Below are 15756 nucleotides of genomic sequence, written 5' to 3' on the forward strand. Positions count from 1 at the left end.
AATGTTCTTTGAACAACTCCTCCTAGGAGAAGAGCCTGTCCCGAGTATCGGGAAGGTTGGGAGGGTTGATTTGTTGATTTTAGCATAATCCAACTATCCTTAAAAAGTGAGACTTAGTTAGCCTGTTGTTGGAGTTATCTCCAACAACTATAACCAATTAGTTACTCTCTTTAATTTAAAAGCCCTTTTATTGAAATGTTGGTGATAACACCAACATTGGGAAAAATATTACCATCACCTTTAAGTGTAGGCACTTTTATAGTTTATTTTAGCTTTATAAACTATTTATAAAATTATGATTAATACTGAAAAAAGAATCGTTCAAGACTATATAGTTAGATTTGAAACTATTCCAACTGAAAGCGAAACCTTTACTGTTCATTATTTAGTTAATGAAATGTTAATTGAAGATTTAAGGCAATTGAATTTTTTTAGTTTAAAAATAGAAGGTGGACTAATCAATCAACATGAATTTCTGTGCTTTAAACATCTCTATAAACTTTACAAAAAACTATTTCAGTCAATTAAAAATAAAGAAAATGAAATACTTAATTCGCTCTATGTTGAAGATGATAGTTTAAATGAGAAATTGTATATCCTACGAGATATCTTATTATATAGACCTAAAACACATAAGCTATTTGAAGCAATGCAAAACCTTAAATAGGTGTTTTAAATGTACGAGCTTGTAACTTATGCTCCATCGAAAAGTCAATAAAATTAGATTCCTACGGAATGACTTTCATTAAAAAAAGTAGACGGTTAGACATAAAAAAACCACCCGTTCGTGCGAGCTTGCAGCTCGTGTCAAATCAGGTCTGCTTTCCTGTTGTTGGAGTTAACTCCAACAACTTTCTCCTAATTAATTTGAAAGCAGCTTTATTGAAATGTTGGTGATAACACCAACATTGGGAAGAAACAGTAAAGCTTGTAATTAACACTCCTCCTTGGAGAAGGAGGTTGGGAGGATTGATAAACTGTTAACACGAGCTTGCATCTTGTGTCTAATATGATCAAAAAAGATTCCTACGGAATGACTTTCATTAAAAAAAGTAGACGGTTGGACATAAAAAACCTCCTAAGAAATAAATCCCAGGAGGTAAAAAAATGTGAGGTCACGAGCGGATTCGAACCGCTGTAGATGGTTTTGCAGACCACTGCCTAGCCGCTCGGCCACGTGACCCTTTCGCCTTAGCGATCACAAAAATACAGATAATCCGCTTCTGAACAAATGCTAATTCACAATATTATTCAATTAAAAAGCATCAGCCTGATTATCAGTTAGAAAATTATACTATTAATTGAAATAGATTTCTCCACTACCTCACAAAATGACCGCTGTCAACAACTAGCTTACCAATTTTCCAAAAAACTTAGGCATAAAAAAAGTCCTGACAAATATCAGGACTTTTAATATCAGCATTTAGAGGTTAATTAATCCTCTTTTTTATCTTCTTTGTCGTCAGCCTTTTTTTCTTCAGCTTTATCTTCTGCTTTTTTAGCTTCTGCCTTTACTTCATCAGCAGCAGGCTCTTCTTTCTTAGCAGCTTTTTTAGCTTCAGCTTTTGGGGCTTCCTCTTCTTTCTCCTCTTTTTTAGGAGCAGCTTTCTTCTTAGGCTTAGCGTCACCTTCCATTTGCTCTTTAAGCGCAGAAAGTGCATCTAAATCACCAAGAGTTGATGCTGAAGCAGCTTGTTGCTTAGGCGCAGACTTTTTCTTGCCTTTGCTTGCAGCAGCTGGCTTCTTCTTAGGAATTTCAGCTTCTTCAGAGTGTGTATGTAAGTGAGAAAGTACAATTCTCTTATCATCTTTAGAGAATTCTAATACTTTAAACTCTAACGACTCTCCTACTTCAGCCATAGACTCATCAGCTTTCTTCAAATGCTTAGTAGCAGCAAAACCTTCAATACCGTAAGGTAACTCTAATATTGCGCCTTTATCATTTTTGCTAATGATCGTACACTTGTGGTTTGAACCAATTGTGAATACTGTTTCGAAAGTATCCCATGGGTTCTCCTCAAGTTGCTTATGACCTAATGCTAATCTTCTGTTTTCAACATCTAGCTCTAGCACTACAACATCAAGCTCTTCGTTTACTTTCACAAACTCAGATGGGTGCTTGATTTTCTTAGTCCAAGATAAATCAGAAACGTGAACTAATCCATCGATACCTTCTTCAAGCTCGATGAATAAACCGAAGTTAGTCATGTTTCTAACGATGCCTTTATGCTCAGTACCAACAGCATATTTAGTAAGAACCTCTTTCTTGTTCCAAGGATCTTCAGTAAGCTGCTTGATACCAAGAGACATTTTTCTGTCTTCTTTGTCAAGTGTTAATACTACTGCCTCAAGCTCATCACCTACGTTGATGAAATCTTGTGGATTTCTTAAGTGTTGTGACCAGCTCATTTCTGAAACGTGGATTAAACCTTCAACACCAGGAGCAATTTCTAAGAATGCACCGTAGTCAGCAACATTAACAATTTTACCTTTCACTTTAGAACCAACCTCAAGGTCAGAAGCTAATGAATCCCAAGGATGAGAAGTCAACTGCTTCATACCTAAAGAAATACGTTTCTTACCTTCATCAAAGTCTAATACTACCACCTTAACTTTTTCGTCAAGCTTAAGTACTTCTTCCGGATGGTTAATTCTACCCCAAGAGATATCAGTAATGTGAAGTAAACCATCAACACCACCAAGATCGATGAATACACCGAAGTTAGTCATGTTCTTGATTACACCTTCTAGTACCTGACCTTTCTCAAGGTTATTAAGGATTTCAGCTTTTTGTTTTTCTAGATCTTTCTCGATTAGTACTTTGTGAGAAACTACTACGTTATCGTTGCTATAGTTAATCTTAACAACTTTAACTTCCATTTTCTTTCCTACAAATACATCGAAATCACGGATAGGCTTCACATCAATTTGAGAACCTGGTAAGAAAGCTTCAACACCGTGTACATCCACGATTAAACCACCTTTAGTTCTTCTTTTCACCATACCCTCGATGATAGTATCATTATCAAGTGCACCCTGGATTTTCTCCCAAGCACCAACGATTTTCGCTTTTCTTCTTGATAAAACTAATTCACCGTTCTTGTCTTCACGCTCTTCTACATAAACTTCAACCGTATCACCTACTTTTAAATCAGGTAAATCACGGAATTCGTTAGTAGGTACAAGACCATCAGACTTGTAACCAATGTTTAAAACAACGTCACGATCGTTGATCGCTACTACAGTACCTTCAACAACTTCTTGTTCGTCAAGGTCAGTAGCTACGTTGTCATACATTGCAGCTAATTCTTCACGCTTAGCTTTTGAGTAGCCTTCACCAAAACCTTTGGTTTCAAATGCTTCCCAATCGAACTCTTCGTTCTGTACTTTTTCTTGATTCTCTGCCATAATTGTCAGGACCCTATCATACAACTAGGGGTCGGGTCAAACCAATAGCCGTTTTTAATTAAAAATACTTAGTTCTTGAAATAAGAAATAAGCCGTTCACTCGAACGGAGTGCAAAGGTAAAGATTTTTATTGACAACAAAAGTATTTAGCCATGAATATTACTAAAACTAATAGCTTGAAAATGCGGAAGTTAGCTAGTTTAAATAGTGTAATTTGAATAGAAAATTATCATGCTACTCTAAACCTTCAAGAAATCCGGTATGTGCTGATTTTCGATTGAATGAACCATCAAACAATAGTGGCCAGTCAGGTCTGTCATATTGATTGATAATCCAGGAATCCGGATCGCGTATACCCCATACTGTTATGGCGTATTTAAAAGGGTCAGGTATGTCATTATATAAATCAACTACTTCTTTATACTTCAATCGTTGATCAAAATCCCGCTCTTCTGTAAGTGTACCCACTATTTCCCTACCATCAGGATTAACCCTAACATCTAACTCTGAAAAGTGTACTATTAAATTTCTTTCCAAGGCTTTATCAACATCATCTTGTATTTGCTGTCGCGTTGGGCTATCAATGCTTATATGCATTTGAAGTCCCAGGCCATCAATAGGTACGTTATCAGCTTGTAGCTCATCAATCAAGGCATAAACATCGTTCTGCTTAGTTAAGTCTGCCGGTGTGTTGTAGTCATTGTAAAATAACAATACATCCGGATCTGCTTCTCTGGCCCACTGAAAACATTTTGCTATGTAATCAGGCCCTAACTTATCAAGAAAAATAGTGTTTCTTACACCTCCACCATCATTTATAGCTTCATTAACTACATCCCAGGAGGTAATCTTACCAGCATATCTTGTTACAACGGTCTTGATATAATCTTCCATAATCTGTTCAAATTCTTCGTTTGAACCTGTAAATGTAGTCATCCAATCAGGCACTTCTACATGCCATACCAAAGCGTGACCGTGAATATTCAAATTATTATCAGTAGCATACTCTACTAATGCATCTGGTCTTGTCCAGTCGTAATCACCGGGTCCTAAGAAAATGGTTCTCATTTTCATTTCACTTTCAGCTGTAATGCTGTTAAACTCGTTAGTCAACAAATCATTATAACCTCCGGTGAGCCGGTTTGTACTTACCGCGGCACCTACAAAAAAGTTACCGGCTGCTTTATCTTTCAAATTAACATCAGTATCGATAATTGTACCTGTAGTAGTTACCATCACCACATTTGAAAAATCTGACTCAGCTGATTCTCTCACTGCCTTAACTCTAAAATAATACTCGGTAGCAGGTGTTAAATCTGTAACCTCAGCAGTTAAAGCTGTAACTTCCAGCGATTCATAACCTTCAATGAAACTAGTAAAATCACTCTGGAGTGATACGTCAAGCCGATAACTTTTTGCTGTTGAAACGAAATTCCAGCTAGCAGTGAAACTATTATCCGTAATATCTGAAGGCGTAGTGGCAACAGGATTTTTTAAGGAAGGCAGGTCTGGTTCATCCCCATCATTAGCACAAGCATTTAACAGAAATGCTATGCTCATTATAAAAAACAGAATAAGATTTTTCATTATCGGTTGTTTACTCATTACAATATGTTAAATAGTACGTAAGTGATCATTTGTTTAAAACAGCTAATCATTCAAAAAAAGTGAGGACCAAGGTCCTCACTGTTATATTAAATCACACATCTGCACAACAAAAGTACGCTCACTAAGAATGATTTTTGGATTCAATAATCATTCTTGGTATTTAGTTTCTGTATTTAATCTTCAAATTATCAAAACTAATGATAGTAGGGTTTGGCGTATCACTTTGAACAATACCAACATTAATTTGATTCACTTGAGTAGGATCAGGACTACCTTCAACCACCTCGCCAAAACCATAGTTATTACGGAATTCTGACAGTGGTATAGAGTATGTATTCCATTCAGTATCCTCTGATTTGAAGTTGTAAGCGAAATTTTCTCCACCTATAGCGTTAAGCTGTATGGCTACATGAGCTCCAACAACATTTGTACTTATGTCTATATCAATATAGGCTTCTGCCGGATCGGTACTATTTTCATCTAAAAAGTTAGCACCTCCGCCAGCACTTGTTCCGTTATAACCATTTTCTGTAGAGCCTTCCCATGAAAATTGAGCATAATTTCCTGTCGGCCCTCCTGTAACGTTCGTATCAAATGCGGCTACATCACCAAAAGAGAACCATTCTTGCCTAACTCCACCGCCATCAAAATCAGAGATGTTAACTATAACAAATCCTAAACTAACCTCTAAAAATTGTGTTAGGGTGCCCCCAGGGGTTGTTATGGCTAAATCTGCCCCACCAGTTGCTGTTTCAGGTATAAGTATTGTGAGCGATTCGTCCGAACTAACATTATATTCAATGGGTTCACCTCCAAAGGTTACACTGCTCACATCAAAAAACCATTCTCCTTCAACAGTAGCAAAATTTCCTACTAAAGGTGTTTCTGGCGTAATACTATTGATAACCGGAAGTGGCTGCAAGATTTCAAAATCAGTAGTAAACGTACCACCAGCTGAGGTTTGAAAAGTTAAAGGCTGAACTCCAAATCTGCTGCCTAAAGACATATCAAACGGGACCGTAAAAATAAATGCCCTGTCCGAATTATAAGCCGGATTAAAGCCAACATCAATCGAATCGTCTAAGGTGATCTTTTCTAAACCTTTAAGTCCCTGACCTTCTACCCTAACTTGACTAAGCGGATAAGAAGCATTTAATAAATCTCCGGTATCTGAAACAATAGCATCTACTTTTATATCAACATCTTCTTCTTTACAAGAAGAAAATGTCAAAATCAATACCATTAAAATTGCGATATTTTTTATTCTAATCAACATAAAACAATTAGTTAAAATTATAAGGAACAGGCTGCTCTAACAAAGAAGGATTTGTGTCAATTGCCGATTGAGGTATCGGTAATTCAAAATAATTAGCACTAGGCGTAATCTTAATTGAAACCAATTCAGTTCTATCAACATCTGAATAAAAGCCCACCTCTTGTTGTGAGATTACAGATATTGCCTCATTTATTCCTCTTCGTTTTAAATCAAAGAAGTATTGACCCTCCAACGCAAACTCGGCTCTTCTTTCCTTAAACAATTCTTCTCTCGTTAAGACAGTTTTAGTTGGTAAACCAGCTCTCATTCTCACTTCGTTATAGGCATTTAGAGCAGAAGGATCAGATGTTGACGAGCCGCCTGCTAGCTTAGCCTCAGCATGCATCAATAATACATCTGCATATCTTAGTATGATAGTATTCTGAGATGTCTTCATAAAGAAAACATCACTTCTTTCAGCAGCAGAACCTACAATATATTTCCTAAAATTAGCGGCTGTGGCAGAAAGGGTTTTTTCATAGGTAAATCCACCTTCAGAACTTAACAATTCAGGATAGAAATCACCATCCTCCATTATTGTGGCTTTTTTCCTATTATCATCCTCTTCATATTCCTCTTGCAGTGAAATAGAAGGCAAGTAAACGCCCCAACCGTCTTGACCTCCTGTAATTCCAGAACCAAAAGGTACGATATAAGCCTGGTTGGTATTTTGTGTTCCCCAAACTGTAGCAATTGATATCCACTGAAGGGCAAACATGCTTTCAGCACTGTTATTATTTTCAGGACTATTAAATAGATCACCGAATTGTTGAATGAGTGAATATTGCCCTCCAATTATCTGCTCTGTCAGATTCGCGCATTCAGCATATTCTCCTAAGGTAAGATGAACTTTTGCTAAAATTCCTTTAGCTACTTCCTTGGTTACAAAACCTCTTTTCGCAGCAAAATCAGGTAAGTTTTCAGCGGCAAATTCCAGATCAAGTTTGATAAACTTGTAAACGTCTGCAACCAGGTTTCTTTTCGGTTGAGGTTCGGTATTAATTCCATCTACAATAGGTACTGCTCCGAAAGCTCTAACCAAATAGAAGTAAGCATTTGCCCTCATGAACTTCCCGATACCTATTAAGCTATTATAATCATCTTCAGGTAGCTCATCTTTTCGCTCTTCCACTAAGCTCATCAGGTTATTCGCCTGATCAATAACTGAAAACAGGGAGACATAACCTTCAGTAAGAATAGGGTTTTGGGAAGTTACCTGAGCATCTCTAAATTGTTGGTAGGCACCATCAACACTGTAAATATTACCAGCATACATGTCGCCAACAGCAATTAAAAACTTATCATTGAACGCAAACCATGGCTCGAAATACATTGTTTCTGCGATACCATCAAAAGCAGTTATGCCTTCTGGTAAATCAGTTGGGGTTAGTTGTGTTTCAGATGGTGCATTTAGAAAATCATCTGAACAAGAACACAAAACTAACAATGTAAATAGCGAACCTAATCGATATTTATTTATAATTCGTTTCATATTATGTGTTTTAAAATTTGAATATTCTTAACCATGAGTTTATTAGAATTCTAAGTTAACGCCTATAGAGGATATCCTAGGAACAGGAAACCTACCCAGGTCGATACCATTTAATGTTACATTCTGATCTAAACTTCCTAAAGATGGATCAAAGCCTGAATAGTTAGTGAAAGTGTATAAGTTCTGAACACTAGCATAAATTCTTGCTCTTGTGAAGAAGCCATTACCTAAGATCCTGTCAGGCACTCGATAACTTAACATCACATTTTGAATTCTTAAATAAGATCCGTCTTCAACAAATCTGTCAGAGATTCTTCCGTTTCCGTTAGGGTCTGTTAAGGTTAATCTAGGCTCGTTGGTGTCTTCATTTACACCTTCTTCGAATGCATTTAATGCACGTGGAGTAACATTTGCATATCTATCTCCAAAGCCCGGCACAATACCATCAATATAATGTCTGGTAAAATTGTAGATATCATTACCCTGACTTCCTTGCAGTGTAATATCTAAGGCAAAGCTTTTATACTCAAAATTATTAACCAGACTATAGGTGAAATCCGGAATAGCATTGCCAATAGGTGCCTGGTCATTTCCATCAATCACTTTATCATTATTTAAATCCTTAAATCGGATATCTCCCACAGCTGTTCCCTCTTCCTGTAAAGGACCTGCTGCTAATTCTTCGGCATCTCTAAAAAGACCATCAGTCACGTATCCATAGAACTGACCTACAGGCTCACCTTCTGTCGTTCTTGTAATAGTGTATTGATCAAACTGTACTCTACCTAGCAATGATTGTCCCTGACCTTGGAAACGCGTCAATTCGTTCGTATAAGTTGAGAAAATAGCAGTGGTTTTCCAGAAAAAGTCGCTTTTAGAGAAATTAAGCGAAGTTAAAGTTAACTCAAAGCCTTTAGTTTCGATAACACCAGTATTTATAAAGAAATCTTGCGCACTTTGATTGGACTCATCGTTAATACGTCTTGCCAAGAAATCTGATGAATTTTTGATATAATAATCAGCCGTTAGCTTTAACCTATTATTCAACACACCTGCATCAATACCCAGGTTGAACGAATTTAAAGACTCCCACTTAATATCAGGGTTTCCTAAATTATCAATTGTAGGTGAATTACCTCCAAATGGTGATGGTACTAAGGATAGTATTGTTTGAAATCTATTAGGCGGAATATTTTGATTACCAACTGATCCGTAACCGGCTCTAAGTCTTAAATTACTAACAAAAGTTAAGTCGGATAAGAAGTTTTCATTGCTTAAGGTCCATCCACCAGATACAGATGGAAAATATCCCCATCTGTTATTAGGGCCAAAGTTTGAAGAGGCATCAGCTCTTATAGAGGCTGAAAAAGTGTATTTATCTTCAAATCCGTAAATGGCTCTTGAAATGTAAGAGGTCATAGCCCATCTACCTGAGCCATTACCATTTTCTGCCGTTTCAGTATCACCTACATCTAAATTCGTGAAATCTTCATTTAAAAATTGGCCTGCCCTAAAACCATTTAAATATTCATATCTATTTTCCTGTGCTTCCTGTCCTACTAAAACAGTTAAATTATGTTTTTCGGCAAAAGTCTTTTTATAAGTTAAATAGTTTTTGAGGTTCCAATAGTAGCTCTGCTCTTGTTGTTTATAAGATCTGTTTAAGGTCTCTACAATAGTACCCAGATCAAATGCCGGAGCAAAAGAAGCGATTTTACCGAATCCTAAATCATATCCAAGTTCCGTTTTGAATGTAAGGCCATCGAAAAACTCAATCTCTCCAAAAATATTTCCAAGAAGCTGAGTTCTTTGTGTTGTTGCATTATTGATTTCAGCCAAAGCCACAGGGTTAGTTGCCTCGTTTCCGCCCGAGCCTATGTTATTTGCCGGTCCAGCAAAAGAACCATCAGAGTATCTAACAGGTAATTCTGGTGACTGCCTTAAAGCATTCATAACAGTACCTCCCCTATCATCATTTCTTACCACTCTTTGAAGCGATCTATTGATTGATAGATTGTTACCAATTTTTAGCCATGAGTTAACTTTACTGTCAACATTTACTCTAAGTGATAACCTGTCAAAACCAGAGTTAATTACCGTACCTTCCTGATCAAAATAGCCAAATGAGGTATAGTATCTGGTATCATCATTTCCTCCTGATATTGATAGTTGATGACTCTGAATTGGAGCAGGTCTAAAAATTTCTCTTTGCCAATCAGTACCACTACCTAATAACTCAGGAGTTTGATATTGAAATGGAATAGGCTCTCCATTTAACTCTAAAAGCTTTGTTTGATACCTAGCGTAACCAGGTAAGTCTAATACATCTACAAAATTGATGTTCTCTTGAACACCAGCATAAGCTTCATATGCTATTTTTGCTTTACCTCTACTACCCTTTTTGGTAGTAATAAGCACAACCCCATTGGCACCGTTTGCACCATAGATTGCAGTAGCAGAAGCATCTTTTAATATGTCGATAGATTCAATGTCAGATATATTTAAACCAGCCAGTGCTGAGTTTCTTGTCTGACCATCTCCACCTCCAAATAATCCGAATGAAAACGACTCATTGTTTCTATCAGGGAATACCGGTGTTCCATCTATTACATATAAAGGCTCATTACCATTAATTGAAGTTATACCTCTAATTTGAACGGAAATACCACCTCCTGGCGTACCTGAATTTTGAGTTACATTCACACCAGCAGCCTGACCAACTAAAGCCTGATCAATTGAAGTAAATGGCTGATCTTGAATTTCCTCAGCTGTAACAGATGAAATAGCACCAGTTAAATCTTCTCTCCTTTGTGTACCAAAACCAATCACTACTACCTCCTTAAGGGTTTCGGCATCGTCCTTCATTGTAACATTCATTGGAGCACCAAACTTTGCAGGTACCCTTAAAGTCTTAAGACCAACAAAGGTGAACACCAAAACGGCATCTTGCGAAACGTCATTCAACTTAAAGAAACCTTCAGCATCGGTAGTGGTTCCGAGACTAGTTCCTTCAATAAGTACGTTCACACCAGGAATTGGTGACCCGTCTTGAACTACTCTACCTTCTACACTTTGCGCATAAATAACATTTGCAAAAGTTAGAATGAATAGTGTTAAAACTGTTTTAAAAAAATACATTCTCATAATATTTACATCTTGAAATTAACTTTTAATTGTTTTCCTATTACCTCGTCAAATTCGAAGGAAGTTAAAGCTGGAATCTTGGCACTCATACAATAAGGTATTCATGCATTTCAACTTTAAATTCTTTCTAAAGGTCTAGTAAAAGAAGGTTAATCAGTAGAACAAATGATGCATTTTATAGCATAAATAGTGTAAAATGCACTAAATCTATGCAAACGTTTGAATTCTAATAAACATTGAATGTGATTACTGGCTGAACTATATTTTTTCCATTATAAAGTTTTGATTTTTATAGCAGTTTAATTTAAAATCTTGATAGAACACGTCTACTCATCTATTGATCAATGGGTAAAATTTAAAAGATTAGGGCTCAATAAACCGTATAAGAATTATAGTTAAAGAGAGCTTCCTAAAAACGGCCTAAGGAAAGATTAATGGAAAGTTTGAAATCTGATATAAGGCTTACTCCGGCTGCAAGTTTTTGCTTTGAGTTGGCACGTGGCCATACTTTGTTTTAAAGCATTTAGTGAAATATGAAGGGGATGTAAAGCCTACCTTATAACTTACCTCGTTTATATTATCATCACCTTCATCAATCAAACTCTTTGCTTTCTCTAACCTTACATTTCTTATAAATTCATTTACCGACACACCAGTTAAGGACTTAATTTTGCGATATAACTGACTTCTACTCAAAAATATTTTTGATGCCAGAAAATCTACATTTAGCTCAGGTTTACTAATGTTATCGTTAATAATCAGTAAGATTTTTTGAATGAATTTTAAATCAACGGTTGTGGTGTTTTGTGTACCTTCCTTGATAATACCGGTATATAAATTATTAAAAATTAGTTGCCTGCTTTTTATTAATTGAGACAAACTTGATTTTAAAATACTCATATCAAAAGGTTTGCTTAAATAGATATCAGCTCCAGAATCAATGCCTTCCAACTTATGAGATACCATTGCCTTTGCTGATAACATCAATATTGGGATATGACTTACTTTAATATCGGACTTTATATTCTTACATAATTCCAGTCCATTCATCTCCGGCATAATTACATCGGTAATTATAATATCAGGAAGTTTACTGAGAGCTAAATCATAGCCTTTTTTACCATTCTCAGCTACTAACACTTTGTAAGTTGCTTTTAGCTCATTTTGTAAGTAATTCCTTAATTCATTATTATCTTCCACAACCAAAACCGTATGTTCTTTTTTGGTTTTATCATCGTTGGTGTTTGATTCATCTTCAGTGGTAGATGGAAGCTCTAGATTCTTTATGAAGTGCTCCTTTTTAAAAGGTTTATCACTAAAATCAATCTCCTTAAACATTGCCTTACCCTTTGGAAAGGTAATTGTAAAAGTAGTCCCTTTATTTAAAGCACTTTCAACATCTATCTTGCCTTTATTTAATTCTACAAATTCCTTTACAACTTCTAATCCAATTCCTGTGCTTCCGTAGTAAGCTTTGTTCAAATTATTAACCTGATAGAATCGGTCGAATATTTTACTCAGGTTCTTTTTGTCTAATCCGGCTCCGGTATCTTCAACAGAAACGGTATAATAATCTGAGAGACTGGTTCCCGCTTTTGCTAAATTCGTTTCTCCAATACTAGTTTTATCTTCGATTTTTACTTTAATGGTTCCCCCATCTGGAGTAAACTTAATTGCATTAGAAATTAGATTAAACATTATTTTTTCAAACATATTAGGATCTAGCCAATCCTTTAATTGTTCATCTGTACTTTCTATAAATATCTGGATTTGCCTTAGCGAAGCCTCTTCTGCAAAATAATCCACTATATCTCTTACAAATCCAACTATCTCAATTTCTGACACTTGTAGAGAAACCGTGTTAAATTTGAGCGTATTAAAATCCATCAACTCATTAATAAGTCTGGCTAATCGATCAGAACTTTTATGAATAGTTTTTAGCTTACTCAAAACTGACGTAGACAATGCCTCTTCTTTATTTTTCAGGATATCTTCGAGCGGATTAATGATTAGGGTTAGTGGTGTTCTGAATTCGTGAGAAATATTTGTAAAGAACTGCAGCTTTTTGTTATTCAATTTTTCTATTTGGGCTGCTTTCTCTCTTTCTAAAATTACGGCCTGTTTAGATTTAACTCTGTTTTTGTATAATCGGGCTATAAAAAACAAGAAAAATCCCAGCAATATGGTATAGAGGATATAAGCATAGTAAGTTTTCCACCAAGGAGGTAAAACTGTGATTTGTAAGGTTAAGATTTTTGATTCCTTGTCCTGATTCCTTCCTACTGATTTTAATTTAAAGAGGTAATTTCCAGGTTCCAAGTTTGTATAGGTGGCAGCAGTATTATTTCCCACATAATTCCAGTCATCCTCAAAACCCTCTAAAAAATAGGCATATTCATTTTTTCTGGTATCCTTAAAGTCAATTCCTACATACTCGACTGTAAAAACCGACTGATCATGATTTAAGGTCAATTGTTCTGTTTGAGAAATTACTTTAGTCAGCGGAGAGTTCTCCTCATCAAGACTAACAGACTTATTAAACAATTTAAAATCTGTAAGATATAAATGCGAATCATTTTCAACTTCAAGAACTTCTTCCGGATTAAAGTAATTTAGGCCTTCATAGTTACCAAAATATAAATAACCTCTGTTATCTCTGTAGACAGCATTATTTCTAAATTCATTTGACAACAATCCGTCTTCCTTAGTGAAATTTGTGCTTTTTCTATGCTTAAAATCTAATTTGGTTAAGCCATTTCCTCCACTAATCCATAAGTTGTTATTATTATCTGTAATAATGGCTCTCACTGATTTTTCATCCAAATATGGGAATGAATCATAATTCAAGAAAGTGTTTGTCTTTTTGTTAAAGCTAAATAATCCGGCACCATCAGTACCTACCCATATTGTTTTATCGTTAGACTCGTAAATTGATAGGATAAGTTCAATTGAATTATGATTTTTTGCAGCTTTCATCATTTCACCTTGCATAGCGGTTAACTGAGTCCCATCTTCAGCATTTAATTGTAATCGATATAGACCTGAGATAGTACCTATCCATAAATAATTATCAGAATCTACCAGTACCTTTCTTATGAGCGCCCTGTCAATATCATTGCCATCTGAAGCTGTCATATTAAAATGAAAAAAGTCCTCTTCTGAGGGGCTGTAATAATGTAATCCTCTTGTAAATGTTCCTATCCAGATTCTTCCTTTAGAGTCTTCCGAAAAACTGAGGATTCTGTTTGATTTCAAACCTGAGGTATTTGAAATATTAAAATTTTTGAAATGATCATCTCCATTTCTTAGTAAATAAATTCCATTACTCCAGCTTCCCAGCCACATATTATGCTTACTATCAATAAAGATAGTTTGTATGTCATTTGCATCTAATCCGGCATAATAGCTTTGATTTTCATTATTTACCTGAATAATTCTTTTCTTTGCAGGATCAAATATATCTATTCCACCTCCCTCGCTACTCATAAATATTCTTCCTGATTGATCCTTAACTACAGAAGTGACCGTACTGGCTTGTAAAGAGTTTTCGTCATTAGGTAGGGCTTCAATTGAATTGAACTTATTGTTAGTCTCATTAAAAGTGCCCAATCCTTTATTGTAATAGCCTAACCAAACTATATTTTCATTATCCTCATATAGTGACCAAATAGAGTTAGACCTTAAACTTCTTTCTTGCTGTATATTATGTAGGTATTTTTGATAGACTTTTCCCTTTTCATCTACTATTATGAGGCCGTCATTTTCTGTACCACAAAAGATAAAATTAGGCTCAACTTCAATGAGGGATAAAATTTTATTTTGTGTAATTGGAAAGGTATCAAATTGGTAATTATCAATATCAGGCTTTACTCTCATTAGCCCATTCGAGGTAGTGCCAATCCATAGGAAACCACGTTGATCTACCTGCAAACTTTCAATTGATACTGAAATAGGAGATTTCTGAAATTTATCTTTGAATACTTGAGTTGCCTGATATTTATGATCCAAACCAAATAAACCATAATTAGAGCCTACATAAATTGAGCCTGAATTAGTTTTAGACAGACTTGAAATTTGAAAATCGCTATTCTGGAGAAGTTCAGTTGCTACTCTGGTGATTTCAAGAGTTTGTCGATCGAGCTTAAACAAACCAAAACCATAAGTTCCTACTATTAAATCACCCTCATCATCTTGTATAATGCTATTAACTGAAGCAGGTTGTCCATAGTCATTTTCAATTACTTCTTTAATATTAACCAAAGTAAAAGCATCCAGATTACGATCATAGAAACACAAACCTTCTTTTGTTCCTACCCACAACTTATTATCTGTATCCAGAAATAAGGTGTTAATGAAGTCACTGATTATCCCTGTGCTACTATTATAATCGTACTCATAACCTATATAGTTCAGCCCATCATATCTGTATAAGCCTGATCCATCGGTTCCAATCCAAATAAATTCATTTTCATCCTTTATTATAGAGGTGATGGCTCTTTTAGAAGTGGCTTCTGATATGCTCCTAAATTGATAATTTTCAAACTTATTTTGAGCAAATAATAGATTAAAGCTGCATAGATAAAATACAATTAGATATTTGAAACTCCTTTTATATATCACACTATAATGGTACATATTAAATTTCACTTTACGAATACAGTGACTCCATTGGCAATCAATACTAATACTATTTTATTTTAGCTTAGTACAGAATTTAGTTGACTACAGGGTTAAGCAGTTTTATTCTCTCTTAACTTATAGATTAAATTTTAATTTCTCTATTTCTTCA

The 15756-nt window shown here is 35.4% G+C and carries 7 protein-coding genes and 1 tRNA gene; 1 reads left to right on the plus strand and 7 read right to left on the minus strand.

Annotated elements, in window-relative coordinates:
* Nucleotides 1–295: 295 nt before the first annotated feature.
* Entirely contained in the window at nucleotides 296–667 is a 372-nt protein-coding gene (locus tag JKP34_RS11815; RefSeq protein ID WP_201921575.1) for a hypothetical protein, read from the plus strand.
* A gap of 445 nt (nucleotides 668–1112) precedes the next feature.
* Here the strand turns inward: JKP34_RS11815 and JKP34_RS11820 are convergent.
* The 7 genes from JKP34_RS11820 to JKP34_RS11850 all read right to left on the minus strand — a co-directional run bounded on the left by JKP34_RS11820 (nucleotide 1113) and on the right by JKP34_RS11850 (nucleotide 15602).
* Nucleotides 1113–1183 (minus strand) — tRNA-Cys (locus JKP34_RS11820).
* Nucleotides 1184–1434: 251 nt separating this feature from the next.
* Nucleotides 1435–3408 carry a 30S ribosomal protein S1 gene (rpsA, locus tag JKP34_RS11825; protein ID WP_201921578.1) on the minus strand — a complete coding sequence of 658 codons (1974 nt, stop codon included), beginning with the start codon at nucleotides 3406–3408 and terminating at the stop codon, nucleotides 1435–1437.
* Nucleotides 3409–3642: 234 nt separating this feature from the next.
* Nucleotides 3643–4995 carry an endo-1,4-beta-xylanase gene (locus JKP34_RS11830; protein WP_201921582.1) on the minus strand — a complete coding sequence of 451 codons (1353 nt, stop codon included), beginning with the start codon at nucleotides 4993–4995 and terminating at the stop codon, nucleotides 3643–3645.
* A 181-nt stretch (nucleotides 4996–5176) separates the two neighbouring features.
* Nucleotides 5177–6292, minus strand: a complete 1116-nt coding sequence (locus JKP34_RS11835; protein ID WP_201921585.1) for an IPT/TIG domain-containing protein — start codon at nucleotides 6290–6292, stop codon at nucleotides 5177–5179.
* A gap of 7 nt (nucleotides 6293–6299) precedes the next feature.
* Complete coding sequence (locus JKP34_RS11840) at nucleotides 6300–7823, minus strand: RagB/SusD family nutrient uptake outer membrane protein (protein WP_201921588.1); 1524 nt, start codon at nucleotides 7821–7823, stop codon at nucleotides 6300–6302.
* A gap of 42 nt (nucleotides 7824–7865) precedes the next feature.
* Entirely contained in the window at nucleotides 7866–10961 is a 3096-nt protein-coding gene (locus tag JKP34_RS11845) for a SusC/RagA family TonB-linked outer membrane protein (RefSeq protein ID WP_201921591.1), read from the minus strand.
* 468 nt (nucleotides 10962–11429) lie between these two features.
* On the minus strand, nucleotides 11430–15602 hold the full coding sequence (locus JKP34_RS11850; RefSeq protein ID WP_201921594.1) for a hybrid sensor histidine kinase/response regulator transcription factor: 4173 nt from the start codon (nucleotides 15600–15602) through the stop codon (nucleotides 11430–11432).
* Between the last annotated feature and the right edge of the window lie 154 nt (nucleotides 15603–15756).

The sequence above is a fragment of the Marivirga atlantica genome, assembly GCF_016734805.1.
Taxonomy (GTDB): Bacteria; Bacteroidota; Bacteroidia; order Cytophagales; family Cyclobacteriaceae; genus Marivirga; species Marivirga atlantica.

Excerpts from the sequence above, each read along its gene's own strand:
- JKP34_RS11815 (WP_201921575.1), top strand. The coding sequence starts at position 296 with ATGATTAATACTGAAAAAAGAATCGTTCAAGACTATATAGTTAGATTT.
- rpsA (WP_201921578.1), bottom strand. The coding sequence starts at position 3,408 with ATGGCAGAGAATCAAGAAAAAGTACAGAACGAAGAGTTCGATTGGGAA.
- JKP34_RS11830 (WP_201921582.1), bottom strand. The coding sequence starts at position 4,995 with ATGAAAAATCTTATTCTGTTTTTTATAATGAGCATAGCATTTCTGTTA.
- JKP34_RS11835 (WP_201921585.1), bottom strand. The coding sequence starts at position 6,292 with ATGTTGATTAGAATAAAAAATATCGCAATTTTAATGGTATTGATTTTG.
- JKP34_RS11840 (WP_201921588.1), bottom strand. The coding sequence starts at position 7,823 with ATGAAACGAATTATAAATAAATATCGATTAGGTTCGCTATTTACATTG.
- JKP34_RS11845 (WP_201921591.1), bottom strand. The coding sequence starts at position 10,961 with ATGTATTTTTTTAAAACAGTTTTAACACTATTCATTCTAACTTTTGCA.
- JKP34_RS11850 (WP_201921594.1), bottom strand. The coding sequence starts at position 15,602 with ATGTACCATTATAGTGTGATATATAAAAGGAGTTTCAAATATCTAATT.